We start from the raw sequence: 23,675 nt of genomic DNA on the forward strand, positions 1-23,675 counted from the left end.
GTGCACGACATCGCGCCGAGTGCACCGCTTGCACACGTACGGAGGCCGTGCACTCGGCGGCAGGTCGTGCACTCGGCGGCAGGTCGCCCACGCGCCAGCACCCCAGCCCGACCACAACGGATCCTTAGCCCAGCTAATGAGCTAGGCTAAGGATCGTATGAATGATCCGGACACCTCCCCCCTGTCCGCGGCCGCATCCGATGTACGCATGGCGACGTTCCAGCTGGCGCGGCGCCTGCGGGCCGAACGCGCCGTCGACACCATGAGCGACGCGCAGTTCGCCGTGCTCGCCACCCTCAAGATCCATGGCCCGCACACGCTCGGCGAGCTGGCCGCGCGCGATCGCGTCAGCGCGCCCTCGATGAACCGCACCGTCAACGGTCTCGAGGAGTCGGGCTACCTCACCCGCACGACCGACGACGCCGACCGCCGCAAGGTGAACATCGCCGTGACGGATGCCGGCCGTGCCGTCGTCGTCGAGACCGTGCGCCGACGCGACGCGTGGCTGGAACAGGTGCTGGGTGCGCTGGGCACCGACGACCGGGGAACCCTCGCCGCCGCGGCCGCCCTCATGCGGGAGATCGCCACCCGATGAGCGCGATGTTCCGCTCACTGCGCCTCTTCAACTACCGGGTCTGGTTCGCCGGCGCGCTGGTGTCGAACATCGGCGGATGGATGCAGGCGACCGCCCAGGACTGGGTCGTGCTCACCCAGCTCACCGACAACGACGCCACGGCGATGGGCATCACCATGGCGCTGCAGTTCGGTCCTCCGCTGCTGCTCGTGGGCGCGACCGGCTGGGTCGCCGACCGCTTCGACCGCCGCAAGCTCCTGATGATCACGCAGACGGCGCTCATGGCGCTGGCCGTCGCGATCGGTCTGCTGCTGCTCGCGGGCCTCATGACGCTGCCCATGATGTTCGCTTTCGCCCTCGCCTTCGGCGTCGCCAACGCCTTCGACGCACCCGCGCGGCAGGCGTTCGTGACGGATGTGGTGGCTCGCGAGAACGCAGCCAACGCCGTCGCGCTCAACTCCGCCTCGTTCAACGCCGCCCGCATGATCGGTCCCGCGCTCGGCGGCATCCTCATCGTGCTGGTCGGCACCGGATGGGTGTTCCTCATCAACGCGGGAACCTTCCTCGCCATGCTCGTCGCCCTCGCCTGCATCCGCGTGCGCGAGCTGGTCCCGCGCGTGCGCGCCACGGGTGCCGCGCGGCTGAGCGAGGGGTTCCGCTATGTGGCGCGTCGACCCGATCTGCTCGTGATCTTCACGATGGTCTTCCTGCTCGGCGCGTTCGGCATGAACTTCCCGATCTTCGCGTCGACCATGGCCATCGAGTTCGGCCAGGGCGCCGACGGCTACGGCCTGCTCAGCTCGATCCTCGCGATCGGTTCGCTGGCCGGGGCACTGCTCGCCGCCCGGCGCGACCGGGCACGGATGCGGGTCGTCATGATCGCCGCGGGCGGATTCGGCGTGTTCTCGCTGATCTCGGCGCTCATGCCGACGTATCCGCTCTACGCCGCGGCGCTCGTGTTCGTCGGCTTCTGCACCGTGACGATGCTGACCACCGCCAACGGGTACGTGCAGACGACGACCGATCCCACCCTGCGCGGCCGCGTGCTGGCGCTGTACATGGCGGTCATCATGGGAGCGACCCCCATCGGCGCCCCGATCGTCGGATGGGTGGCGGATGCATGGGGCCCGCGGGCGGCGATCGGGGTCGGCGCGGCGGCGGGCATCCTGGCCTGCGCGATCGGCGTGACCTGGCTCCTCGCCTCGGGACGGGTGCACCGGATCGCCGACCGGCGATTCGCGCTGACGGTCGACGAGACCCGCCCCCTGCCGGTGATCACGCCCGAGGAGTTCAGCGACGAGGTCGCCGCGGTCACCTCGCCCGTCCCGATCCCGGATGCGGCCGCGCGCCGTCGCACGCGCGTGCGTGCCCGCGTCGCCGCATCCGCACGCAGCCGCCGCACCCGCGGCTGACCGGCGCGACCGCTCACCCGAGGGCGGCGCGGAGAGCGGCGTAGCGGTCGGCGAGCGCGGCGGTCCATCGCGGATCGGGATCGATCACCGGGCCGAGGCGTGCCGTGCGGGCGGTCACCGCGGTCACCGTCTCGCCGGTCAGGTGCGCAGCGGCGAGGGCGGCGGCCCCCAGACCCGAGTCCCGGGTGCGGGCGACCTGCACCGGACGCCCGAGGGCGCTCGCCCGGATCGTGGCCCAGAGCGGGTTGACCGACGCCCCGCCGCTCAGCACATGACGCCGCGAGGGCACGCCGGCCGCGGCCAGCTCGTCGAGCCCCCACCGCTCGACGAGCGCCACGCCCTCGAGCAGCGCGCGGTAGGCCTCCGCCTCGTCGAGGGCGTCCCAGAGACCGCCGATCACCGCGAAGCGCGCGTCGGGATCCGCGCGGGGGAAGCGCTCCCCCGTGCCCGGCAGCGGATACACGGCGACAGATGCGGGGCCTGCGGCCTCGGCGCGCGCGATGAGCGCCGGGTCGGCGGGATCCACCCCGGGAAGCCATGCGGCCAGCGCCGCCGCCCCCACGTTCGACGCCCCGCCGGGGAGCCACACCCCGGCGGGCGAGAGGTGCGAGTAGACGCCGCGCGTCGCGTCCGAGACCTCCCGGTCGGCACCGGCCTTGAGCACGAGGGTCGTGCCGAGCACGCCCACCGTGTCGCCCACACCGGCGGCGCCCGTCGCGAGCTGCGACGTGCAGCCGTCCGTCATGCCCGCCACGAGCGCGGCTCCCGCGAAGGGGCCGGACGCGACCGTGCCGACGAGCGTCTGCGGGGCGACGAGAGCGGGAAGGAGCGCGGGATCGATCCCCGCCGCCTCGACGGCGTCGAGGTCCCACGCGCGCACCGCCGGGTCGATCCCGGCTTTCAGGGCGTGCGAGGTGTCCATCGGCACGGCGTGCCCGGCGAGCGCGGCGAGCACCGCGTCGACGGTGGATGCGGGCGCCGCCCCCGGCGTCCGCCGCAGCACCGCGGCGATCCGCGCCAGCATCCCCACCGGGCGCGCTCGCCCCGCCGCGAGGGCGCGCTCGGCGTCCGCCGTCGACCGGTCGTCGTACATGACCGCGTCGCCGACCGCGCGTCCCGCCGCGTCCACCGGGACGACGGTGCCCGAGGTGCCGGTGGCGGCGAGCGCCGCGACGCGCGCGGCATCCACCCCGAGCCGGGCCGCCAGCTCATCGAGCAGCCCCGAGACGACCTCGGCGTAGCGCGGATCCTGCACGCGGACGCCCGCGCGCTCGGCCGGGGCGGGGAGCGCCGCGCGTACCTCGGCGAGCGGCGCCCCGGTGTCGACGTCGATCGCGTGCACCCGGGCCCCGGCGGTCGCGAGGTCTATGCCGACCGCGATCACGGCGTCACTCCGCGGGGAACAGCACGTCGGCCAGCCCCGCGAGATCGGGCACGACGAGATCCGCCACCGCCGCCTGCGCCGGCGGTGCCTCATCGGGCGCTTCGCCGCGCAGCACCCATACGGTGCCGAACCCGAGCGCATGCGCCGGAGCCACATCGTTGTCGAAGCGGTTGCCGATGTGCACGGCCTCGTCGGCGCGGGCCCCGGCCTGATCCAGGCACCAGGCGAACAGCTCGGGCGATGGCTTCTCGTGGCCGACGACGGCCGAGACGCCCCAGACCGAGACGAGGTCACCGGCCCCGTCGCGCCGGAGGGCGTCGATCACGCCCGCCTCCTGGTTGGCCAGCACCCCGATCGTCGCGTGCCGCGAGACCGCTGCGAGGAACGGCAGCGCATCCGGGTAGAGGGTTCCCGCCGGATGCTGCCAGTGGGCGCGCGTGCGCTCGTGCAGCTCGCCGCGCCGGGCGGCGGACCCGAGGAACCTCTCGGCGAGCGCGCCGCGCAGCGACGGCTCCCGGCCGTTGCGGAACGCGTCGTAGAGCGCGCGCGCCGCCGCGCGGTCGACGGGCCCGTCACCGCCCTCGGCACGCAGCTCGTCGAGGGCGGTGATCGCCGCCACCAGGAAGTTCTCGTCGGTGTACAGGGGTCCGCCGACGTCGATGAAGACGGCTTTCGGGCGCCTCAGCCGCTCGAGGCCCACGTCACCGCCCGGTGCCCGAGAGCGTCTGGCGGCGCTCACGGAAGTCGGCGCGGTCGAAGTAGTGCGCGGTCGCCGCCTCGTCGAGTCCCGCGATGCCGCCGGCCTGGAGGGCGCCGAGGCGCACCCGGGCCGACTTCACCGCCATGAGCGACACCGCCTCGGCGCCGGAGGCCGAGTGCGACGTCGCCACGATCCCGTGGTTGCCGAGGAGGATGAGCGAGGGCACCTCGCCGTGCGCGTCGACGTGCGCGCCGAGGCGCTCCAGGAACGCGCGACCGAGATCGATGCCGGGCTGCGCGTAGGGCACGAACAGCGGCCGGCCGAGCACCATCAGCTCGTCCGAGTAGACCGGAGCCGCGAACGACTCCGCGGCGATCACGCTGGCCAGCAGCGACACCACGGCGGTCGGATGCGTGTGCGCCACGTACCGGGCGGGGTCGAAGGCGCGCACGGCGACGTGGATGAGCGTCTCGATCGAGGCGCGCACGCGCACCCCGCCGCGCTCACCCGCATCCAGCGCCGCGGTCACCTGCTCCTGCGTGGTGTCGGCCGAGCGCAGCAGCGCGATCAACGGCGAGACCTCGACGGCGACGAAGTCGTCGTGCGTGGCGTCGCGCATCGAGGCGCCCGAGGTCTTGACCACGATCGTGTCGTCGGCGACGAGTTCGCTCGTGTTGCCTTCGGCGAGGATGACGAGATCCCGCTCGGGCTCGCCGAGGCGGCGGGTGAGAGCGACGAGCTCGTCGCCGACGAGGTCGGGGGCGAAGCGGGCGGTCATGGTCAGATCCCTCCGTAACGGCGTTTGGTGAGGCCGTTGAGCAGCGCCGCGAACACGAGCACCGCACCGAGCGCGAACAGCTGCATCTGCGTGCCCTCGTTGCCGGGCACGAGCAGCAGGATGCCGGCGTTGAGCCACACGATCAGCAACGTCGCCAGCACGACACCGGCCACGCGACCGATGCCGCCGGTGATGGCGACGCCGCCGAGGACCGCGATCGTGATGGCGGGCAGCGCCATGCCGTTGCCGCTCGTTCCCGCATCCGGCCGCGCCGAGGCGAACTGCGCGACGGTGTAGATCGCGACGATGCTCGAGATGGCGCCCGAGAGCACGTAGGCGCTCGCCCGCGTCGACTTGTTGCCGATGCCGGCCCACACCGCGGCCACGTCGTTCGTGCCGATCGCGTAGACCCGACGGCCCCAGGTCGTCTTGTTGAGCGCGATCCACACGATCACGACGGCCGGCAGGAGGAACGTGAAGACCCCGAGCGGCACGAGGGGCAGCGCGCCACCGATCACCGGCAGCTCGACCGCCCGCGCGGCGTCGTAGAAGCTCTGGATGGCGGGCGAGTTGATCGGCTTCTGCCCCGACACGACCAGCGCGAGCGAGCGGTACATGTAGAACGTCGCCAGCGTCGCGATGAGCGCGGGGAACCCGATGTACGACACGAGGATGCCGTTCACCGCTCCGGCGAGGGCTCCCGCGAGGATCGTGAGCACGATCGCGACGACGAGCGGAAGCTCGGCGATGCCGTACAGGTAACCGAAGACGATGCCGGTGAGCGAGACGATCGACCCGACCGACAGGTCGATGCCGCCGCGTCCCGACGCGATGACGATGAGCTGGGCGAGGCCGAGCAGCGCCAGGGGCACCGCGCTGATGAGGGCGGCCGCGAGGTAGTCGGCGTTGTAGGCGCCGGCGAGCTGGCCGGCGGCGTCCAATGCCGTCATGATGCCCAGCAGCAGCACGATCAGCACCGCCAGCAGCACGATGCGCTGGGTCAGGAGGGCTTGCAGGGCGCGGCTTCCCCACGAGCGCGGACGTTCGACGACGTGGGTCGCCGTGGTCGCGTCGCTGGGGGGCGTCGAGGTGGGAGTGGTCACTTCTTCTTCCTCGCCTTCTGGCGCAGCAGGTCAGTGCCGACCGCGATGATGATGAACAGCCCGACGAACAGGAAGCCGAGTTGCGAGGGCCAGCCGAGCTGGGTGACGCCGCTGAGCACGGTCTGCACGAGGATGGCGCCGAACAGGGTGCCGACCACCGATCCGCGACCGCCGAGGATCGACGTGCCGCCGATGACCACGGCGGCGATGACCGCGAGCTCGCGACCCGCCCCCACCGACTGGTCGAGCGAGGAGGTGCCCGCCGCGATGATGAAGCAGGAGGCGAGTCCGACGAGGGCTCCGGTGATGGCGTAGGAGCTGAGCACCCGGGGCCGCACGCGGACGCCGGCGAGCCGCGCCGCGTTCTCGTTGCCGCCGATGGCGTAGAGGTGTCGGCCGCCGCGGGTGTAGCGCAGGTACCACCAGGCGATCACGACGACCACGACGGTGATCGCGAAGCTGTGCGGGATCCCGAAGGTGCGTCCCGCCTCGCCGCGCCCGAACGCCTCGAGCGTCGCGGGGATGCCGTTGACGGTCGACGATCCGAAGATGCGCAGCCCGAGGAACTGGAACAGGTTGGCCGTACCGAACGTGATGATGATCGCGTGCACCCGGCCGTAGGCGATGAGGAAGCCGTTGAGAAGGCCCAGCAGCGTTCCGGTGACCATCGCGATGACGACGGCGACGATGAGGGGCACATCGGCGCCGACCATGACTTTGGCCGTGATCACGGCGCAGACCATGATCGCCCCGCCCACCGAGACGTCGATGCCCGCGGTGAGGATGATGAAGGTCATGCCGACGCCCACGAGGGCGATCGGCGCCACCGCGACGAGCAGCGGCTGGATGGAGCCGGGGGTGAGGAAGGCCGGGGTGGCAAAGCCCAGCAGCACCCACAGCAGGGCGATGACGCCCACGAGCACCCACTCCTGGCCGGTGACGGCCGGGGGCAGGATGCGGCGCGCCGTCGCCTGCACGACGGGGCCCGAGGCGGGCGGGGCGAGGTCGGTGCTCACGATGCACTTCCGTTCTCGGAGGTCTCGGTGGGGGCGATGCCCGCCGCTTCCTGTGTCTGGGCGTCGCCCGCGGCGGCCGCGAGGATCTGCACCTGCGTCGCGTCGGGGCCGAACTCGGCGGCGATCCGCCCCTCCCGCATCACGAGGATGCGGTCGGAGATGCGCAGCACCTCGCCGAGGTCGCTGGTCGTGACGAGCACGGCGGCGCCGTCGTCGGCCAGGCCCGAGACGATCCGGTGGATCTCCTCCTTGGCCCCGACGTCGACGCCCTGCGTGGGTTCGGCGAGCAGCAGCAGCCGCGGCGGCTGCACGAGCTGGCGGGCCAGGATGACCTTCTGCGCGTTGCCGCCGCTCATCGCGGAGATGGGCTGACGCGCGCTCGGGGTCTTGATCGACAGCCGCGAGATCATGTCGTCGGCGATCGCGAGCTCTTTGCGCCCGGACACCCATCCGCGCACGGCGCTCAGCACCTGCAGCGCACCGACGGTGACGTTGAAGGCGATGGGCTGGAAGGAGAAGGATCCCTGCGCCGAGCGGTTGGCGGGGAGCATCGAGATGCCCACGCGCTTGGCCTGGCGGGGGCCGGCGAACCGGCGGTCGGATCCGGCGTACCAGAGCGAGCCCTCGGTGACCGGCTCCATGCCGTAGACGGCCGCGGCGATGTCGCCCGCGCCCGAGCCGATGAGGCCGTACACGCCGACGATCTCGCCCGCGGCGACCTCGAGGTCGATGCCCGAGAAGCGGTCGCCGCTGCCCAGGCCCGACAGCCGCAGCACGGTGTCGCCCCGGGTGGCGGATGCCTCGCGGCGGGACTCCGCGACGAGACCGCCCACCATGAGCTCGGCGATCTGACGCACCGAGAGGTCGTCGATCGAGCGCGTGGTGACGGTGCGGCCGTCGCGCATGACGGTGACCCGGTCGGAGATCCGGAACAGCTCGTCGAGGCGGTGGGAGATGTAGATGACCGACACCCCGGATGCGGTGAGGCGGCGGATGACGGTGAACAGCACCTCGATCTCGCTGTCCGTGAGGATCGCGGACGGCTCGTCGAGGATCAGCACGGAGGCCTCGGCGGCGAGGGCCTTGGCGATCGAGACCTGCTGCTGCTCGGCGATCGAGAGCTGACCGACCGGGACCGTGGAGATGCGGTCGGGAAGACCGACGGTCGCCAGCAGGGCATGCATCTGCTCGGCCTGCGCCGACCAGTCGATACGCCCGCCCTTGGTGAGCTCCCGACCGACGAAGACGTTCTCGGCGACCGAGAGCTCGGGGAAGAGCTGCGGCTCCTGGTAGACGGTCTGCACGCCGAGGGCGATCGCGTCGCCCGTCGAGGAGATGCTCACACCGCGCCCGTCGAACTCGACGGCTCCGGTGTCGGCGCGCTCCGCGCCGGCGATGATCTTGATCAGCGTCGACTTCCCGGCGCCGTTCTCGCCGACCAGCGCGTGCACCTCGCCGGGCAGGACGCTGAGGTCGGCATGGCGGATCGCGCGGACGCCGCCGTAGTTCTTGCTGATGTCGGTGAGGGCGATGCGCGGCGTGGCCGCTGTCGCGGTGGGGTCCTCGGGCACGAGAGTTCCGTTCGTTGCCGGGGTGCGGGGGCCGGGTGTCCGGCCCCCGCACGATGACGGATCAGTAGTCGAATTCGTCGACGTTCGCGGTCGTGATGCGCAGCGCCGGTCCGAGCAGCAGCTGCTGCTCGTCGGAGAAGTACTCCACGGCCGGCAGCGACGAGCTCACGTCGTTGGTGTCGCCGAACGCGGTGCCCTCGGCCAGCTGCAGACCCGCCCAGCCGGTGAGGTAGCCGAGGTCCTCGACGTTCCACAGGATGGAGGCGGAGCTGGAGCCGTCGTCGAGGTAGTCCTTCATCGACTGGGGCGTGCCGAGACCGACCGTGAAGACCTGGCCGATCTTGCCCGCGTCGCGGACGGCCTGGGCCACACCCGGGGCCGACGAGGTGCACTCGCCGACGAGACCGGTGAGGTCGGGGTGGGCGTTCATCAGGTCGGTGGCCATCGCGGTGGCGGCGGCCTGGTCCTCACCGGCGTAGACGATGTCGACGATCTCGGCATCGGGGTACTTCTCGGCCGTGTAGGACTTCTGCACCTCGATCCACGCATTGAGGTTGGCGGCGGTCTCACCGCACGAGACGATCGCGTACTTGCCGGTGCCGCCCATGGCCTCCAGCAGAGCGTCGGTCAGACCCTCGCCGATGCCGTCGACCGATGCCTGGTTCACGAAGACCTCGCGCACCGAGTTCGGTGCGTCGGTGTCGCTCGTGGCGACCTTGATCCCGGCGTCCGCGGCCTCCTGCAGCAGCGGAGCCATCGAGTCGGGGTCGTTCGGGGCGACGATGAGCACGTCCACGCCCTGCTGGATGTACGAGCGGACGATGTCGGCCTGGGCCGCCGCATCCGCCGTGGTGGGGCCCTGGTAGAGCCATTCGAAACCGAGTTCCTCTGCGGCCTTCTGCCCGCCGGTGTTCATCGCCTCGAAGTAGGGGATGCCCTGCAGCTTGGGCACGAACGCCACGCTGACCGTGCCGTCGTCGGTGCCGCCGGTCGCCGCACCGCCGGTGTCGCCGCTGTCGCGCGACGTGCAGCCGGCCAGGGCGAGGCTCGCCACCACCGTCAGCGCACCGAGTGCTATGAGCTTCTTGCGCATGTGTCTCTTCCTCTCTGAAGGGATGCCACGACTCCCTCGCCGTGACAGGTGCCGGCGCCCGCGCCGGCGGTCTTCTCACCGCGTGGCGTTGCCGCCGTCCTCGCCGCGCGCAGCCGCGCCGGCGGGGCAGAGGTCCACCGAGACACCGGCGTCGCGCCAGGGCGCGGCATCGGTGTCGGAGAACCCGGAGTCGGTGATCAGTCGGGTGACGCGGTCGGTGCCCGCGAAGCTGTGGAGGCCGAAGGCGTCGGCCTTGGCCGAGTCGAACAGCGCGAAGACCTCCCGCGCGGACTCGACGATGGCGCGCTTGCTCTCGGCCTCGGCGGCGGAGAGCTCGAGCAGGCCGCGCTCGATCGAGAGACCGGCGACGCCGACGAAGGCGCGCCCGATCCGGCCGCGGCCGACCAGGACACCCGAGATGTCGCCCACGGTCGATGCGGAGGTACGGCGCACGGTGCCGCCGAGCAGCACGACGGTGGCGTCCGATTCCTCCGAGAGCACGGTGGCGCTGCGCAGCGAGTTCGTCACCACGACCAGATCGCGCCGGTCGAGCAGCTCGAGAGCGAGGAAGTACGCCGAGGTCGAGGAGTCGAGGGCGATGACGTCGCCGTTGCGCACGAACGACGCGGCGTGGCGGGCGATGGCCTTCTTGGCTCCCGCTCCCCGGCCGAGCCGGTCGGCGAACGATCCCTCTTCCTTGGGCGCCGAGGCCCGCGCCCCGCCGCGCACCCGCTGCAGGAGCGAGCGGCGTTCGAGGGCGACCAGGTCTTTGCGGATCGTGACGGCGGAGACGCCGAATTCCTCGGAGAGCTCGGTGACCGACACCTGCCCGCGGTGCTCGAGCGCGGCGAGGATGCCGTCGATGCGCACGTCGCTGTCGATGTCCACCGTGTCTCCTGATCTCCGACCGCCTCGCCGATGAGGTTGTCGCGTTTGAGGGACGCTATTGCATTGCGAAACCCGAGTCAACGACTTTCGCATCACAAATTGGTTTCGTTCGAAACCGATGTGATTGACGCACGAAAGCTCTCTCGGTATGTTCGGCATCTGGGAGCACGGTGCCGTGCCCCGAACCGGAGACAACGATGCCGACATCCCCCGACACGCACCGCGTGTGCTTCCGACTGCGGATCCGCGTGGACCACGTCGATGCCTACGTCGCGCGCCACGCCGAGGTCTGGCCGGAGATGCGCGACGAGATCGCCCGCGCCGGCCGGCGCAACTACAGCCTGTTCCTCGATCGCGACGACGAGCGCGACGGCACCGTCGGTCTCGTCGGCTACTACGAGACCGACGACGACGCCGCGGCGCAGGCCTTCCTCGCCGCCTCCCCCGTGGCCGGTCGCTGGGAAGCCGAGATGGCCCCGTTCTTCGCCGGCATCGGCGGTCGCGCCGACCAACACGCCCACCGTCTCGCCGAGGTCATGCACCTCGCGGGCGGCACCCTCCCGACCGGATCCACCTCACCGAAGGACACCGCATGAGCACGCCCGACGCCGTCGTCGACCTCCTCGCCCGCAGCAACGCCCTGGGCGCCGATCCGAAGAACACGAACTATGCCGGCGGCAACACCTCGGCCAAGGGCACCGCCACCGACCCGGTGACCGGCGGCGACGTCGAGCTGATCTGGGTCAAGGGCTCGGGCGGCGACCTGGGCACCCTCACCGAGCCGGGGCTCGCGGTGCTGCGGCTCGACCGGGTGCGCGCGCTCGAAGCGGTCTACCCGGGCCTCGAGCGCGAGGACGAGATGGTGGCGGCCTTCGACTACTGCCTGCACGGCAAGGGCGGGGCGGCGCCATCCATCGACACGTCGATGCACGCGCTCGTCGAGAAGGCGCACGTCGACCACCTGCACCCCGATTCGGGCATCGCCATCGCGACCTCGGCCGACGGACCGGCCCTCACGCAGCAGATCTTCGGCGACAAGGTCGTGTGGGTGCCGTGGCGTCGTCCCGGCTTCCAGCTGGGCCTCGACATCCGCGAGATCCAGCGCGCGAATCCGGATGCCGTGGGCTGCATCCTCGGCGGTCACGGCATCACCGCGTGGGGCGACACGTCCGACGAGGCGCAGGCGAACTCGCTGTGGATCATCGACACGGCCGCGGCGTACATCGCGGAGCACGGCGCTGCCGATCCGTTCGGCGGCGTGCGCGCGGGCTTCGAGGCGCTGCCCGAGCCCGAGCGCCGCGCGCGCGCCGCGGCGCTGGCCCCCACCATCCGCGGGCTCGCCTCGACCGACCGCGTGATGGTCGGCCACTACACGGACGCCGACGCGGTGCTCGATTTCCTGGCCTCCGAGAAGGCGCCCGCGCTCGCGGCGCTGGGAACCAGCTGCCCCGACCACTTCCTGCGCACCAAGGTGAAGCCCCTGATCCTCGACCTGCCCGCCGATGCCCCGGTGGAGGAGGCGATCGCGCGCCTGCAGGAGCTGCACCAGGAGTACCGCGCCGACTACCAGGCGTACTACGACGCCCACGCCGACGCCGACTCCCCCGCCATCCGCGGCGCCGACCCGCTCATCGTCCTCGTCCCCGGCGTCGGCATGTTCAGCTACGGCGCCAACAAGCAGACCGCGCGCGTCGCGGGCGAGTTCTACCTCAACGCGATCAACGTGATGCGCGGCGCCGAGGCGCTCTCGACCTACACGCCCATCGACGATGCCGAGAAGTTCCGCATCGAGTACTGGGCGCTCGAAGAGGCCAAGCTGCAGCGCATGCCGAAGCCGAAGACCCACCAGGGCCGCATCGCGCTGGTCACCGGCGCCGCATCCGGCATCGGCAAGGCCATTGCGACGCGTCTGGCGGCCGAGGGGGCGTGCGTCGTCATCGCCGACCTCGATCTCGAGAAGGCCCAGGCCGCGGCCGCCGAGCTCGGCGGTACCGACGTCGCCATCGGGGTGGCCGCGAACGTGACGGATGCGGCGGCGGTGCAGGCCGCCGTCGACGCCGCCGTCCTCGCCTTCGGCGGCCTGGATCTGGTCGTCAACAACGCCGGTCTGTCGATGGCCAAGACCCTGCTCGAGACGACGGAAGCGGACTGGGATCTGCTGCACGATGTGATGTCGAAGGGCTCGTTCCTCGTCTCGCGCGCCGCAGCGACCGCGCTCATCGCGCAGAAGCTCGGCGGCGACATCGTCTACATCTCGTCGAAGAACTCGGTGTTCGCGGGCCCCAACAACATCGCCTACTCGGCGACGAAGGCCGACCAGGCCCACCAGGTGCGGCTGCTCGCGGTGGAGCTGGGCGAGCACGGGGTGCGCGTGAACGGCATCAACCCCGACGGGGTCGTGCGGGGCTCGGGCATCTTCTCGTCCGGATGGGGCGCCGACCGCGCCAAGACCTACGGGGTGAAGGAAGAGGACCTCGGCCAGTTCTACGCCAACCGCACGATCCTCAAGCGCGAGGTCGTGCCCGAGAACGTCGCCGACGCCGTGTACGTGCTGACCGGCCCCGAACTCGGCCGCACCACGGGCCTCCACATCCCCGTCGACTCCGGCGTCGCCGCCGCCTTCCTCCGATGACCCGCTCTCCCCTCCCGCGCTCCGTTCCCCGCTCCCCCCTCCCGCGAGTGCACGGCATCGCGCCGAGCGCACGGCGTACCCACGCGCGGATGTCGTGCGCCCGGCGGCAGGTCGTGCACTCGGCGACGGAGGCCGGGGCATGACGGGCGGCCGCGTCGCGGCGGTCGACCTCGGCGCGACCAGCGGACGCGTCGTGCTGGGGCGGGTCGGACCCGACACGCTCGAGATGACGACGACCGGGCGCTTCCTCAACCGGCCGGTCGTGGCCGCCGGAACGCTGCAGTGGGACGTGCTGTCGCTGTGGCGCGGCGCCCTCGACGGCCTGGCCGAAGCGTTCCGCGTCGCCCCCGACATCCGCTCGATCGGGGTCGACTCGTGGGGCGTGGACTACGCGCTGCTGCGCCAGGGACGCCTGCTGGCCAATCCCACCCACTACCGCGACGAGCGCACCACCGCCGGCATGGCCGCGGTGCGCGCGCATTTCCGCCCCGAGCAGCTCTTCGCCCTCGCCGGCCTGCAGGACATCCCGATCAACACCGTCTACCAGCTCGCCGCCGAGGTGCAGGGGCCCCTCCTCGGCGCCGCCGACCGGCTGCTCATGATCCCCGACCTGATGGCGTTCTGGCTGTCGGGCGCCGAGGTCGTGGAGCGCACGAACGCCTCCACCACGGGGCTCGTGGATGTCGCGACGCAGGAGTGGAGCGCGCGCCTCACGAACGCGATCGGGGTACCTGCGGGCATCCTGCCGCCCCTCGTCGACCCGGGGACGGCGGTCGGGACGCTCCGCGCCGAGGTCGCCGCCGAGATCGGCGCGCCCGCCGGTGTGCAGGTCACGACCGTGGGGTCGCACGACACCGCATCCGCCGTCGTGGCCGTGCCCATGGACCGCACGCACGCGGCGTACATCTCGTGCGGCACCTGGGGGCTCGTGGGCGTCGAGGTCGACGAGCCGGCGCTCGGCGCCGACGCCTTCGCCGGCAACTTCACCAACGAGCGCGGCGTCGACGGCCGCGTGCGCCTGCTGCACAACGTGATGGGCCTCTGGGTGCTCAGCGAGACGACCCGGCACTGGCAGCGCGACGGCGAGACGATCGACCTGCCCGAGCTGCTCCGCGCCGCCGCGGCCTTGGACGCCGCCACGGTCCCGGTCTTCGACGTCGACGACCCGCGCTTCCTTCCGCCCGGCGACATGCCCGCGCGGATCGCCGCCTGGTGCGACGAGCACGGTCTCGCCGCGCCCCGCACCCGCGCCGAGTTCGCGCGCAGCATCGTCGAGTCGCTCGCGCAGGCGTTCGCGGATGCCGCCCGCACCGCCGGACGCATCGGCGGCGTGGAGGTGGAGACCATCCACATCGTCGGCGGCGGCTCGCTCAACGAGCTGCTGTGCCAGCGCACCGCCGACCGGGCGGGGCTCCCGGTGCTCGCCGGGCCCGTCGAGGCGACGGCGCTGGGGAATCTCCTCGTGCAGGCCCGCGCCACCGGCCTCATCGACGGATCGCTCGAAGATCTGCGGGCGCTCGTCGCCCGCACGCACACGCCCCGGCGTCACACGCCCCGGCACCTCTGAGGAAAGGAACGACTCATGTCGCAGTTCGGTTCGCACGGTCTGGTCTGGTCGGGGCGCTTCGATGCCGACGGCTTCCGCACCGCGGTCCGCATGAACGCGGAGGCGGGCTACGACCTGCTCGAGGTGCCGCTCATGGACCCCTTCGCGTTCGACGTGACCGCCGGGCGTGCGGCGCTCGACGAGCACGGCACCACGATCGCCGCATCGCTCGGGCTCTCGGCCGCGACCGACATCAGCGGCGAGGATGCGGATGCGGTCGCCGCCGGCGAGCGCCTGCTCACCCGCGCGGTCGACGTCATCTCGGAGCTCGGCGGCGAGCACCTCGTCGGCGTCATCTACGGCGCGATGCGCAAGCACGACGCTCCCGCCACGGCGCGAGGGCGACAGAACGGCATCGAGGTGCTGCGGCGCGTGGCCGACCACGCCTCATCCGCCGGCGTCTCGCTCGCGCTCGAGGTCGTCAACCGCTACGAGACGAACATCATCAACACGGCCCGCCAGGGCATCGCGTACGTCGGCGAGATCGGCCACGCGAACGTGGGCCTGCACCTCGACACGTACCACATGAACATCGAGGAGTCCGGGCTGTTCGAGCCGTTCCTGGATGCGGCCGACGTGCTGCGCTACGTGCACATCGGCGAGAGCCACCGGGGCTACCTCGGCACCGGCACGGTCGACTTCGACGCGACGTTCCGCGCGCTGGCGCGCATCGGGTACGACGGGCCGATCGTGTTCGAGTCGTTCTCGACCGCGGTCGTCGACGCGCACCTCAGCAACACGCTCGGGGTGTGGCGCAACCTCTGGGACGACAACGAGGATCTCGGCCGGCACGCCCTCGCCTTCATGCGCGGTCACGAGCGGGCGGTCGAGACCATCGCGCTGCACTGACGGCAGCCCGCGCACCCGGGATGCCGTGCGTCAGGCCTCCCGGGTGATCGTGACCTTGACGTGGAGCGTGCTCTTGAACGGCCCGGCGTAGACACCGCGCAACGGCGGGACGTCGTTGTAGTCGCGGGCCCGCCCGACGAGCACATGACGGTCGCCGATCTCGATGTTGTTGGTGGGGTCGAACCCGGTCCACTCCCCGGCGAACCACTCGACCCACGCGTGGGACTCCCCCGTCACCGCGGCGCCGACCTCGGCGTCCGGCTTGGGGTGCAGGTAGCCCGAGACGTAGCGGGCCGGGATGCCCACCGAGCGCAGCGCGCCGAGGGCGATGTGCGCCATGTCCTGGCAGACGCCCTTGCGGGCCTCCCACGCCTCGATGGCGGTGGAGTGCACGCCGGTGACGCCCGACATGTACTCGACCGCGTCGCCGATGGCCACGCAGATCGCGTGCGCGGCGCGGCCCGGATCGTCGTGCTGCGCGGCGATCGACGCCGCGATCTCGGCGACCTCGGGATGCGGCGTGGTGCGGCGGGTCTGCGTCAGCTGCTCGACGGTGTCGAGGCTGCGGGCGGCCTCCACGGCGAGCTTCTCCCACGTGATGCCGGTGTGCTCGATCGGACGCGGGCGCACCTCGACGAGCGAGCGCGCCGTGATGGTGAGCGAGCGGTGCGGCGAGAGCACGTCGAAAGAGCTCACCCGCGTGCCGAAGTAGTCCACGTAGGTGTTGACGGCGGTCTGCGGGTCGATGTCGAGCGACGAGCTCAGCACGAACTGGCTGTCGGTGGTGCCGGGCAGCATCCGCGCCTCGTTGTAGGACGCCGAGACGTCGCCGCCGTAGCGGAAGCCCGTCTCGTGCTCGATGCGCAGGCGCTTCATGAGGTCTCTCCGATCCAGCTGGGCTCGGCCTGCGTCGGGAAGAACCGCTGGCGGATGGCGTCGGACGCCTCGCGCGTGACCGTCTGCACCCGCAGCATGTGCGCGGGCAGCTCCGTCAGGATCTCACCGATCGGCTGATACTCGAGGTCGTTGCGGATGCGGCCGAGCGCGCGCAGCACCTGGTTGGAGTGACCGACGCGGTCCTCGCGCGGGTCGATCGCCGAGATGCACTCCTCGGCGCGTGAGATGGAGTAGATGATCGAGCGCGGGAAGAGCCGGTCGAGCAGCAGGAACTCGGCGGCGTTGCGGGCGCTCGGCATGCCTCGGTAGGTGCGCAGGTACGCCTCGTACGCGCCGCACGAGCGCAGGATCGTCGTCCACGACGGACCGGAGGCCTCGGTGAGCGAGCGGGTGGCGAGCAACCGCGCGGTCATGTCGGCGCGCTCGATCGAGCGGCCCAGGGTGAAGAACTGCCACGCCTCGTCACGGCTCGTCGAGGAGTCGACGATGCCCACGGCGAGCGCCGCGCGCTCGCGCACCCACTGGAAGAACTCGTGCACCTTGTCGGTCTGCAGCCGCCGCGGCATCCGGGCGTTGGTCGTGTTGAGGCACTCCCAGAGCTCGGTCGAGACGATCTCGCGCGCACGGCGGGCGTTCTCCCGCGACGAGGTGAGCGAGTAGAGGATGCTCGACGGGTTCATCCGGTCGACGGCGAGGCGCGCCAGCACGTACTCGCGGTTGACGTTCTCGATGTCGTCGGGCGGCGACGACCCCATGACCGACAGCAGCGAGCGGCACGCGGTGTCCTCGTCGATCCACGGGTCCTCCAGCAGCAGCTGCAGGTGCACGTCGAGGATGCGGGCGGTGCCGTCGCTGCGCTCGATGTAGCGCCCGATCCAGAACAGGCTCTCGGCGATGCGGCTCAGCAGCATGACGCACCGCCCGAGGTCGCGGCCGCATCCGGCCCGGTCTGCTGCTGTTGCTCCTGCTGCTCGGCGCGCGAGAGCGGGCGGTCGTGCGGCGACAGGTCGACGTCCTCACCGGCGGGCTCGGCCCCGGGGGCCGCCGCGGACGACTCCGCGGCCTCGGCGGCCATGGCGGGCGTGATGATCGGGATCGCCTGCGTGACGGTCGACGCCTGGTCGGCGACGAGACCGGCGAGCCCCTGGCCCTGCCCGTACTCGACCTTGCCCGGGGCGGCGCCGCCCACGATCCAGGTGTCCTTCGATCCGCCGCCCTGCGACGAGTTGACGACGAGCTCGCCCTCCGGGAGGGCGACGCGGGTGAGGCCGCCGGGCAGCACCCAGATGTCGTCGCCGTCGTTGACCGCGAAGGGGCGGAGGTCGGCGTGACGGGGCCGCATGCCGTCCTCGACGAGGGTGGGGATGGTCGAGAGCATCATCACCGGCTGCGCGATCCAGCCGCGCGGGTCGGCGAGGAGGGTCTTGCGCAGCGTCTCGAGCTCGGCGGGCGATGCATCCGGTCCCACGACCAGCCCCTTGCCGCCCGAGCCGTCGACGGGCTTCACGACGAGCTCGTCGAGCCGGTCGAGCACCTCTTCGAGCGCCGCCGGGTCTTCGAGCCGCCAGGTGTCGACGATGGGGAGGATGGGCTCCTCCGAGAGGTAGTAGCGGATGAGGTCGGGCGTGTACGTGTACAGCAGCTTGTCGTCGGCGACGCCGTTGCCCACCGCGTTCGCGATCGTGACGTTGCCCATGCGCGCGGCGAGCATGACGCCGGGAGCACCCAGCATCGAGTCGGCGCGGAACTGCAGCGGGTCGAGGAAGTCGTCGTCGACCCGGCGGTAGATCACATCCACGCGCTTGGGGCCGCGGGTCGTGCGCATGAAGACACGGCCGCCCATGCACAGCAGGTCGCGCCCCTCGACCAGCTCGACGCCCATGAGGCGGGCGAGCAGCGTGTGCTCGAAGTACGCCGAGTTGTAGACACCGGGCGTCAGCACGACCACGTTCGGGTCTTCGATGCCGGGCGGGGCCGACGCGCGCAAGGCCGCCAGCAGCTTGTTGGGGTAATCGCCCACCGGGCGCACCCGCATCGAGAGGAAGAGCTCGGGCAGCGTCTGGGCCATGACGCGGCGGTTCGAGATCACGTAGCTGACACCCGACGGCACGCGCACGTTGTCTTCGAGGACGCGCATCTTGCCGTGCTCATCGCGGATGAGGTCGATGCCCGACACCTGGATGCGCACGCCGTTGGCCGGCTGGATGCCGTAGGCCTGGCGGTAGAAGTACTGGCTCGACGCGATGAGGCGGGCGGGGATGACCCCGTCGCGCACGCAGTTCTGGCGCCCGTACGCGTCGTCGAGGAACGCCTCGAGCGCGCGGACGCGCTGCTTGATGCCCGCCTCGACCTCGGACCACTCGGCGTAGTCGATGATGCGGGGAACCGCATCCAGCGGGAAGGGGCGCTCCTCGCCCGCGAAGTCGAACGTGACGCCCTGCGCGAGGTACGAGCTGGCGAGCGAGTCGGTGCGTCCGCGCAGCTCCTCCTGCGTCATCCGCGCGAGCGCCTGGTAGAGCTCGCGGTAGGCGCTGCGGGACTGCGCGGCGTCGCCGGGAGAGGTCGGCAGCCCGAACATCTCGTCGAAGGCGGGAAGGCCCTGTGCGTTCCTGCGCGGCGCGAGTGTGGAACCGTAGCCGTCGAAGAGGTCGCCCATGCTCCGAGAGTAATGCGGCCCGTGTTGCCGGTGTGTTTCCCGCCCCGCGCTGGACATCGCGGGGTCACGCACGCTACGACGACCCTGCCGCCGGACGCGACGCGGCGATCAGGAGCGATGCCGGCGCTGCGCCGCCAGGGCGCAGACCGCGCTCACCGCGAGACAGGCCAGCATCCCCGCGGCCATGGGCACCGCGGTGTGCGCGCCGAGGATCCCGCCGATCGGTGCGACCGCCGCCGCCACGGCATACTGGCCGGCGCCCATGAGCGCGGCCCCCGAACCCGCGGCGACCCGTGCCCGCGAGAGCGTGAGCGCGCTCGCGTTGGCGAGCACGGCGGATGCGGCGGCGCCGCTCACCAGCACGGGGGCGACGAAGGTGGCCAGCGTGAACGGTCCCCAGAGGGCGAAGGCGAGCAGCGCGCCCGTTCCTCCCAGGCCCACCGCCTGCGCGATGGCCATCATCCGAGCGGGGCCCACACGCCCGACGAACACGGCGTTGACCATGCTGCCCACGAGGACGGCCGCCGCGTAGAGCGCGTAGATGACCGCGAATCCCCACGCCCCGGTGCGCAGGATGTCCTGCGCGACGAACGAGGATGCCGCCGAGTGCACCGCGAGCGCCGCGAACCCGAAAGCCATCGCCAACGCGGACAGGACGTAGCGGCGATCACGCAGCAGATGGCCGTAGCGCGCCCCCATCGCCCGGAGCCGGAGGGTGGTGCGACGCTCGCGTTCGAGGGTTTCGGGCACACACACCCAGGCGGCCAGGAGGGCAGCACCCGAGAGCACCGCCAGCGCGACGAATCCGGCGCGCCATCCGCCGAGGGCCAATGCCGCGGCGCCCAGGAGAGGGGCGACGAACGGCCCCGCCCCGATCAGCCCCATGAGCACGCTGTACGCGCGTGCCGCCTGCCGGCCCACGGCGAGATCGGACACGACGGCGCGGGCGACGACGACGACCGCGGCGGCGCCCGCGCCCTGACCGACCCTGGTGGCGACGAGCAGTTCGATCGACCCGGCGACGGCGGATGCGGCGGCGGTCAGCGTGAGCAGCGCCAGCCCCCAGCGCAGCGCGGGGCGACGCCCCGTGGCATCCGAGAGCGGGCCGATGACGAGCTGCCCCGCCGCGACGCCGACGAGGAAGCCGGTGTAGACCATCTGCCCACCCGCTGTCGTGGTGTCCAGGTCGTCGACGAGCGCGCCGAGGCCGGGCAGGAACATGCTCGCCGCGAGCGGATTCGCCGTCATCAGCGCACCGAGCACGGCGATGAGCCCCGGCGTCAGCCGCCGCGGCGTCGTCATGCTGCTCGCGATCGCACATCGCAAGTGTACGCATTGCGTTCACTCCATCGCAATGCGTACACTTTGTCGACGATGACGAAAGGACAACGGATGTCCGCACTTCGCAGCAACCTCTCGCCCACCTCCGCGCTGGGGATCGCCCGTCGGGCCCACTGGCGCTCGCTCGGCATCCCCGCCGATGAGCTCACGCGTCCGAAGATCGCGATCGTGAACACGTCGTCGGATCTCGCCGCCTGCTTCGCCCACCTCGACGACATCGTCCCCGTGCTCAAGAGGGAGCTGCGTGCACACGGCCTGCTGCCGTTCGAGATCCGCACGGCAGCGCCCTCCGACTTCGTCACGAGCGCGGGGCGTGCGGGCCGGTACATCCTTCCGAGCCGGGATCTCGTCGTCGACGACATCGAGGCAGCCGTCGAAGGCGCCCTGCTCGACGGCATGATCTGCCTCAGCTCGTGCGACAAGACGACGCCCGCACATCTCATGGCGGCGGGGCGGCTCAACGTGCCGACCGTGATCATCCCCTGCGGCTATCAGAACTCGGGCAAAGCGGAGGGCAGAGAGGCCGACGTCGAGGAGGTGTTCCTGCGCGCGGCTCAGGCCGCGGTCACGGGCACCTCGACGGACAATCTCATCGACCTCGCCGACGATGCGATCCTCGGCCCCGGCGTCTGCGCCGGGATGGCGACCGCCAACTCCATGCACATCGTCGCCGAAGCGCTCGGGATGACCGTGCCCGGGGCCTCGCCCGTGCGCGCGAACGGCACTCGGATGTGGGACAGCGTGCACCGGTCCGCCGCGGCGATGGCCGATCTCATCGCCCGCGATGTACGCCCCCGCGCGATCATCACGGCCGATGCCGTCCACGATGCGGTGCGCACGATGCTCGCCGTGGGCGGGTCGATGAACACGATCAAGCACCTCCAGGCGATCGCGATCGAGTCCCGGGTCGACGTCGACGTGTGGGGGCTCTTCCGCACCTTGGGCCGCCAGACCCCCCTGCTCGCCGCGGTGCGCCCCAACGGGCCCGCCCTGATCGAGCATTTCGACGACGCCGGAGGTGCGGCCACCGTCCTTCGGGAGCTGCTGCCCCTCCTCCACGGAGACCGCCAGACCGTGGCAGGAACGACCGTTCGCGAGAACGCCGCCGCGGCACCGGCCGCCGACGGCGTCGTGATCCGCCCGCTGGCCGATCCGTTCGGCACCGACCCCGCCATCTCCGTCCTGCGGGGGTCGCTCGCTCCCGGCGGGGCGGTGGCCAAGCGTCCCGTCCCCGACCCCGGTCCGCATCGATTCCAGGGTCCCGCGCGCGTGTTCGGCAACCGCGAGGAGGCCATCGGCGCGATCGGCGACGGACGCCTGCGCCGCGGCGACGTGGCCGTGATCCGAGGGATCGGCGTCCGCGGAGCGCCCGGGATGGGGCTCACATCCGCGTTCATCTTCGCGCTGCACGCGCGAGGTCTCGCCGACGACGTGGCGCTCGTGACGGACGGCCAGTTCAGCGGCCTGGTCAACCAGGGGATCTCGATCGGGGAGGTGTCACCCGAGGCGGCCGACGACGGCCCGCTCGGCCGGGTGCGCGACGGCGACCTGATCGACATCGACCTGGCCGAGGGCAGGGTCGATCTCCTGGTCGAGCCCGCCGAGCTCGCCGCACGCGAGCCCTATCGGCCTCCCCTCGACCGCGACAGCGGCGGCGGGGTGCTCGACCAGTACGAACAGCTCGTGCAGCCGCTCGGATGCGGGGCCGTGCTGTGCGCGCGACCCGGACCGTGCCCCCGTGACGACGCACCCTCGACGACCCCGGCCCTGGAGGACGCATGACCGATCAGACGATCACACTGCCCGCCGCCCGCATCCCCGTCATCGGCGAGTACGACGTCGTGGTCGTCGGCGGCGGGCCCGCCGGCCTCTTCGCCGCGACCGCCGCCGCGCGCGCCGGCCGGTCCGTCCTGCTCATCGAGCGGTACGGGTTCCTCGGCGGGGCCGGCACCATGGGCGGGCTGAGCACCTTCTGCGGTCTGCACGCCCGCGTCCAGGGCGTCGACGTCCGCGTCATCCGAGGGATCACCGACGACCTGCTCGACCGGCTCGTCGCCCTCGACGGCCTGAACGTGCCGCATCTCAGCGTCGCCGACAGGATCATGGCGCAGGCGTTCGACATCTCGGCCTACAAGATCGCCGCCGACGAGCTCCTGGTCTCCTCGGGAGCCGAGGTCCTCTTCCACGCCGCCGCCGTCGACGTCGTCCTGGGCGACGACAGCCGGATCGACGCGGTCGTCATCGAGTCCAAATCCGGCAGGCAGGCCGTCCGCGGTTCCGTGTTCATCGACGGATCGGGCGACGCCGACCTCGCCGCGTGGGCCGGCGCGCCCTTCGAACGGTCGGAGCATCTGCTCTACCCCTCGCTCATGTTCCGCATCAACGGGGTCGACCCCGAGCGCGCGGGCGCCGCCTGGCGCACCATCCGCTCGCTCATGGAGGACGCGGAGGCCGCGGGCACCCACCGCTTCCCCCGCAAGAAGCCCATCGTGAGGCCGCAGCGCAATCCGCTCGAGTGGCGGTCCAACCTCACGCAGCTGAGCAACGACGACGGCTCGGCGGTCGACGGCACCGACGTCCGGCAGCTCTCGCACGGCGAACTGCAGGGCCGGCAGCAGGTACGCGACACCTTCGCGTTCATCCGCGAGCGCACACCCGGATTCGAGGACTCGTACGTCGTCGACATCGCGCCGCAGATCGGCATCCGCGAGACGCGCCGCATCCGAGGCGAGTATGTGTTGACCGAACAGGATGTGCTCGGCTGCGCCGACTTCGACGACTCGATCGGCGTCAACGGCTGGCCCGTCGAGGCGCACGTGGCGGGCGACGTCGAGTTCCGTTTCGCCCCCGCCGACAGCCGCGGCTTCAACCAGCTGCCCTATCGGATGCTGGTGCCGCAGGTCGTGCCGAATCTCCTCGTCGCGGGCCGGTGCGCGTCGATGACGCAAGGCGGCCAGTCGTCGGGGCGCGTCACGGGGCCGTGCTTCGCCATGGGGCAGGCGGCGGGGACGGCCGCCGACCTGGCCCTCGCGGCGGGAGTTCCCGTCGGCGAGGTCGATACGACCACCCTGCAGACGCGCCTTCGCGCGGACGGCGTCTACCTCGGGACGGAGACACCGAGCGACGAGATGGTCGCCGCGGGCGGCGCCCTCGTCGGCTGACGCGTCCGCCGGGG

At 71.8% G+C, this 23,675-nt stretch carries 20 protein-coding genes; 8 read left to right on the forward strand and 12 right to left on the reverse strand.

Annotated features, from left to right (window positions below; translation table 11 throughout):
• Positions 1–157 precede the first annotated feature (157 nt).
• Positions 158–595 (forward strand): MarR family transcriptional regulator, encoded by a 438-nt coding sequence (locus AB0N73_RS13240; RefSeq protein WP_363564202.1) that lies wholly within the window; start codon positions 158–160, stop codon positions 593–595.
• A gap of 5 nt (positions 596–600) precedes the next feature.
• Complete coding sequence (locus AB0N73_RS13245; RefSeq protein WP_363564204.1) at positions 601–1,986, forward strand: MFS transporter; 1,386 nt, start codon at positions 601–603, stop codon at positions 1,984–1,986.
• A 13-nt stretch (positions 1,987–1,999) separates the two neighbouring features.
• Here AB0N73_RS13245 and AB0N73_RS13250 read toward each other — a convergent pair whose 3' ends face one another.
• The 8 genes from AB0N73_RS13250 to AB0N73_RS13285 all read right to left on the reverse strand — a co-directional run bounded on the left by AB0N73_RS13250 (position 2,000) and on the right by AB0N73_RS13285 (position 10,519).
• Positions 2,000–3,370 (reverse strand): FGGY-family carbohydrate kinase, encoded by a 1,371-nt coding sequence (locus AB0N73_RS13250; protein ID WP_363564206.1) that lies wholly within the window; start codon positions 3,368–3,370, stop codon positions 2,000–2,002.
• Between the two features lie 4 nt (positions 3,371–3,374).
• Positions 3,375–4,109, reverse strand: coding sequence for an HAD family hydrolase (locus AB0N73_RS13255; RefSeq protein WP_363564208.1), 735 nt, complete (start codon positions 4,107–4,109; stop codon positions 3,375–3,377).
• The gene (locus AB0N73_RS13260) at positions 4,072–4,848 is read right to left on the reverse strand and encodes a class II aldolase/adducin family protein (protein ID WP_363564210.1); all 777 of its coding nucleotides are present in this window, start codon (positions 4,846–4,848) and stop codon (positions 4,072–4,074) included. Before AB0N73_RS13260 ends, AB0N73_RS13255 begins: the two co-directional genes overlap by 38 nt.
• Positions 4,849–4,850: 2 nt before the next feature.
• Complete coding sequence (locus AB0N73_RS13265) at positions 4,851–5,951, reverse strand: ABC transporter permease (protein ID WP_363564212.1); 1,101 nt, start codon at positions 5,949–5,951, stop codon at positions 4,851–4,853.
• Positions 5,948–6,967 carry an ABC transporter permease gene (locus AB0N73_RS13270; RefSeq protein WP_363564214.1) on the reverse strand — a complete coding sequence of 340 codons (1,020 nt, stop codon included), beginning with the start codon at positions 6,965–6,967 and terminating at the stop codon, positions 5,948–5,950. Before AB0N73_RS13270 ends, AB0N73_RS13265 begins: the two co-directional genes overlap by 4 nt.
• Positions 6,964–8,538 (reverse strand): sugar ABC transporter ATP-binding protein, encoded by a 1,575-nt coding sequence (locus tag AB0N73_RS13275; RefSeq protein WP_363564216.1) that lies wholly within the window; start codon positions 8,536–8,538, stop codon positions 6,964–6,966. Before AB0N73_RS13275 ends, AB0N73_RS13270 begins: the two co-directional genes overlap by 4 nt.
• Positions 8,539–8,599: 61 nt before the next feature.
• Positions 8,600–9,631, reverse strand: coding sequence for an autoinducer 2 ABC transporter substrate-binding protein (locus AB0N73_RS13280; RefSeq protein ID WP_363564218.1), 1,032 nt, complete (start codon positions 9,629–9,631; stop codon positions 8,600–8,602).
• A 75-nt stretch (positions 9,632–9,706) separates the two neighbouring features.
• Entirely contained in the window at positions 9,707–10,519 is an 813-nt protein-coding gene (locus AB0N73_RS13285) for a DeoR/GlpR family DNA-binding transcription regulator (protein ID WP_363564220.1), read from the reverse strand.
• Between the two features lie 197 nt (positions 10,520–10,716).
• Between AB0N73_RS13285 and AB0N73_RS13290 the strand changes: the two genes are divergently transcribed.
• The 4 genes from AB0N73_RS13290 to AB0N73_RS13305 all read left to right on the forward strand — a co-directional run bounded on the left by AB0N73_RS13290 (position 10,717) and on the right by AB0N73_RS13305 (position 15,606).
• Positions 10,717–11,115 (forward strand): L-rhamnose mutarotase, encoded by a 399-nt coding sequence (locus tag AB0N73_RS13290; protein ID WP_363564222.1) that lies wholly within the window; start codon positions 10,717–10,719, stop codon positions 11,113–11,115.
• Entirely contained in the window at positions 11,112–13,151 is a 2,040-nt protein-coding gene (locus AB0N73_RS13295) for a bifunctional aldolase/short-chain dehydrogenase (protein ID WP_363564224.1), read from the forward strand. Before AB0N73_RS13290 ends, AB0N73_RS13295 begins: the two co-directional genes overlap by 4 nt.
• Before the next feature lie 139 nt (positions 13,152–13,290).
• Positions 13,291–14,718 (forward strand): rhamnulokinase family protein, encoded by a 1,428-nt coding sequence (locus AB0N73_RS13300; RefSeq protein WP_363564226.1) that lies wholly within the window; start codon positions 13,291–13,293, stop codon positions 14,716–14,718.
• A gap of 15 nt (positions 14,719–14,733) precedes the next feature.
• A complete protein-coding gene (locus AB0N73_RS13305) occupies positions 14,734–15,606 on the forward strand; it encodes a sugar phosphate isomerase/epimerase family protein (protein ID WP_363564228.1) in 873 nt (290 codons plus the stop codon).
• Between the two features lie 30 nt (positions 15,607–15,636).
• On the opposite strand, the gene AB0N73_RS13310 is transcribed toward AB0N73_RS13305, so the two are convergent.
• From AB0N73_RS13310 to AB0N73_RS13325, 4 genes are all read right to left on the reverse strand, one after another.
• Positions 15,637–16,482 (reverse strand): transglutaminase family protein, encoded by an 846-nt coding sequence (locus AB0N73_RS13310; RefSeq protein ID WP_363564230.1) that lies wholly within the window; start codon positions 16,480–16,482, stop codon positions 15,637–15,639.
• Positions 16,479–17,411, reverse strand: coding sequence for an alpha-E domain-containing protein (locus tag AB0N73_RS13315; protein WP_363564284.1), 933 nt, complete (start codon positions 17,409–17,411; stop codon positions 16,479–16,481). Before AB0N73_RS13315 ends, AB0N73_RS13310 begins: the two co-directional genes overlap by 4 nt.
• Positions 17,405–19,159: a circularly permuted type 2 ATP-grasp protein gene (locus tag AB0N73_RS13320; RefSeq protein WP_363564232.1), complete on the reverse strand. Its 1,755-nt coding sequence runs from the start codon at positions 19,157–19,159 to the stop codon at positions 17,405–17,407. Before AB0N73_RS13320 ends, AB0N73_RS13315 begins: the two co-directional genes overlap by 7 nt.
• 108 nt (positions 19,160–19,267) lie before the next feature.
• A complete protein-coding gene (locus tag AB0N73_RS13325) occupies positions 19,268–20,461 on the reverse strand; it encodes a Bcr/CflA family efflux MFS transporter (RefSeq protein WP_363564234.1) in 1,194 nt (397 codons plus the stop codon).
• A gap of 90 nt (positions 20,462–20,551) precedes the next feature.
• On the opposite strand from AB0N73_RS13325, the gene ilvD reads away from it, so the two are divergent.
• Together ilvD and AB0N73_RS13335 are read left to right on the forward strand one after the other, a co-directional pair.
• Positions 20,552–22,282 (forward strand): dihydroxy-acid dehydratase, encoded by a 1,731-nt coding sequence (gene ilvD, locus AB0N73_RS13330; RefSeq protein ID WP_363564236.1) that lies wholly within the window; start codon positions 20,552–20,554, stop codon positions 22,280–22,282.
• A complete protein-coding gene (locus tag AB0N73_RS13335) occupies positions 22,279–23,661 on the forward strand; it encodes an FAD-dependent oxidoreductase (RefSeq protein ID WP_363564238.1) in 1,383 nt (460 codons plus the stop codon). Before ilvD ends, AB0N73_RS13335 begins: the two co-directional genes overlap by 4 nt.
• The last annotated feature ends 14 nt before the right edge of the window (positions 23,662–23,675 follow it).

It is taken from the genome of Microbacterium sp. NPDC089189 (assembly GCF_040685095.1).
Taxonomy (GTDB): domain Bacteria; phylum Actinomycetota; class Actinomycetes; order Actinomycetales; family Microbacteriaceae; genus Microbacterium.

Bases quoted from the DNA above. Each gene is read 5' to 3' on its own strand.
- AB0N73_RS13240 (WP_363564202.1), top strand. From the start codon at position 158: ATGAATGATCCGGACACCTCCCCCCTGTCCGCGGCCGCATCCGATGTA.
- AB0N73_RS13245 (WP_363564204.1), top strand. From the start codon at position 601: ATGTTCCGCTCACTGCGCCTCTTCAACTACCGGGTCTGGTTCGCCGGC.
- AB0N73_RS13260 (WP_363564210.1), bottom strand. From the start codon at position 4,848: ATGACCGCCCGCTTCGCCCCCGACCTCGTCGGCGACGAGCTCGTCGCT.
- AB0N73_RS13280 (WP_363564218.1), bottom strand. From the start codon at position 9,631: ATGCGCAAGAAGCTCATAGCACTCGGTGCGCTGACGGTGGTGGCGAGC.
- AB0N73_RS13290 (WP_363564222.1), top strand. From the start codon at position 10,717: ATGCCGACATCCCCCGACACGCACCGCGTGTGCTTCCGACTGCGGATC.
- AB0N73_RS13295 (WP_363564224.1), top strand. From the start codon at position 11,112: ATGAGCACGCCCGACGCCGTCGTCGACCTCCTCGCCCGCAGCAACGCC.
- AB0N73_RS13300 (WP_363564226.1), top strand. From the start codon at position 13,291: ATGACGGGCGGCCGCGTCGCGGCGGTCGACCTCGGCGCGACCAGCGGA.
- AB0N73_RS13305 (WP_363564228.1), top strand. From the start codon at position 14,734: ATGTCGCAGTTCGGTTCGCACGGTCTGGTCTGGTCGGGGCGCTTCGAT.
- AB0N73_RS13310 (WP_363564230.1), bottom strand. From the start codon at position 16,482: ATGAAGCGCCTGCGCATCGAGCACGAGACGGGCTTCCGCTACGGCGGC.
- AB0N73_RS13320 (WP_363564232.1), bottom strand. From the start codon at position 19,159: ATGGGCGACCTCTTCGACGGCTACGGTTCCACACTCGCGCCGCGCAGG.
- AB0N73_RS13325 (WP_363564234.1), bottom strand. From the start codon at position 20,461: ATGACGACGCCGCGGCGGCTGACGCCGGGGCTCATCGCCGTGCTCGGT.
- ilvD (WP_363564236.1), top strand. From the start codon at position 20,552: ATGTCCGCACTTCGCAGCAACCTCTCGCCCACCTCCGCGCTGGGGATC.
- AB0N73_RS13335 (WP_363564238.1), top strand. From the start codon at position 22,279: ATGACCGATCAGACGATCACACTGCCCGCCGCCCGCATCCCCGTCATC.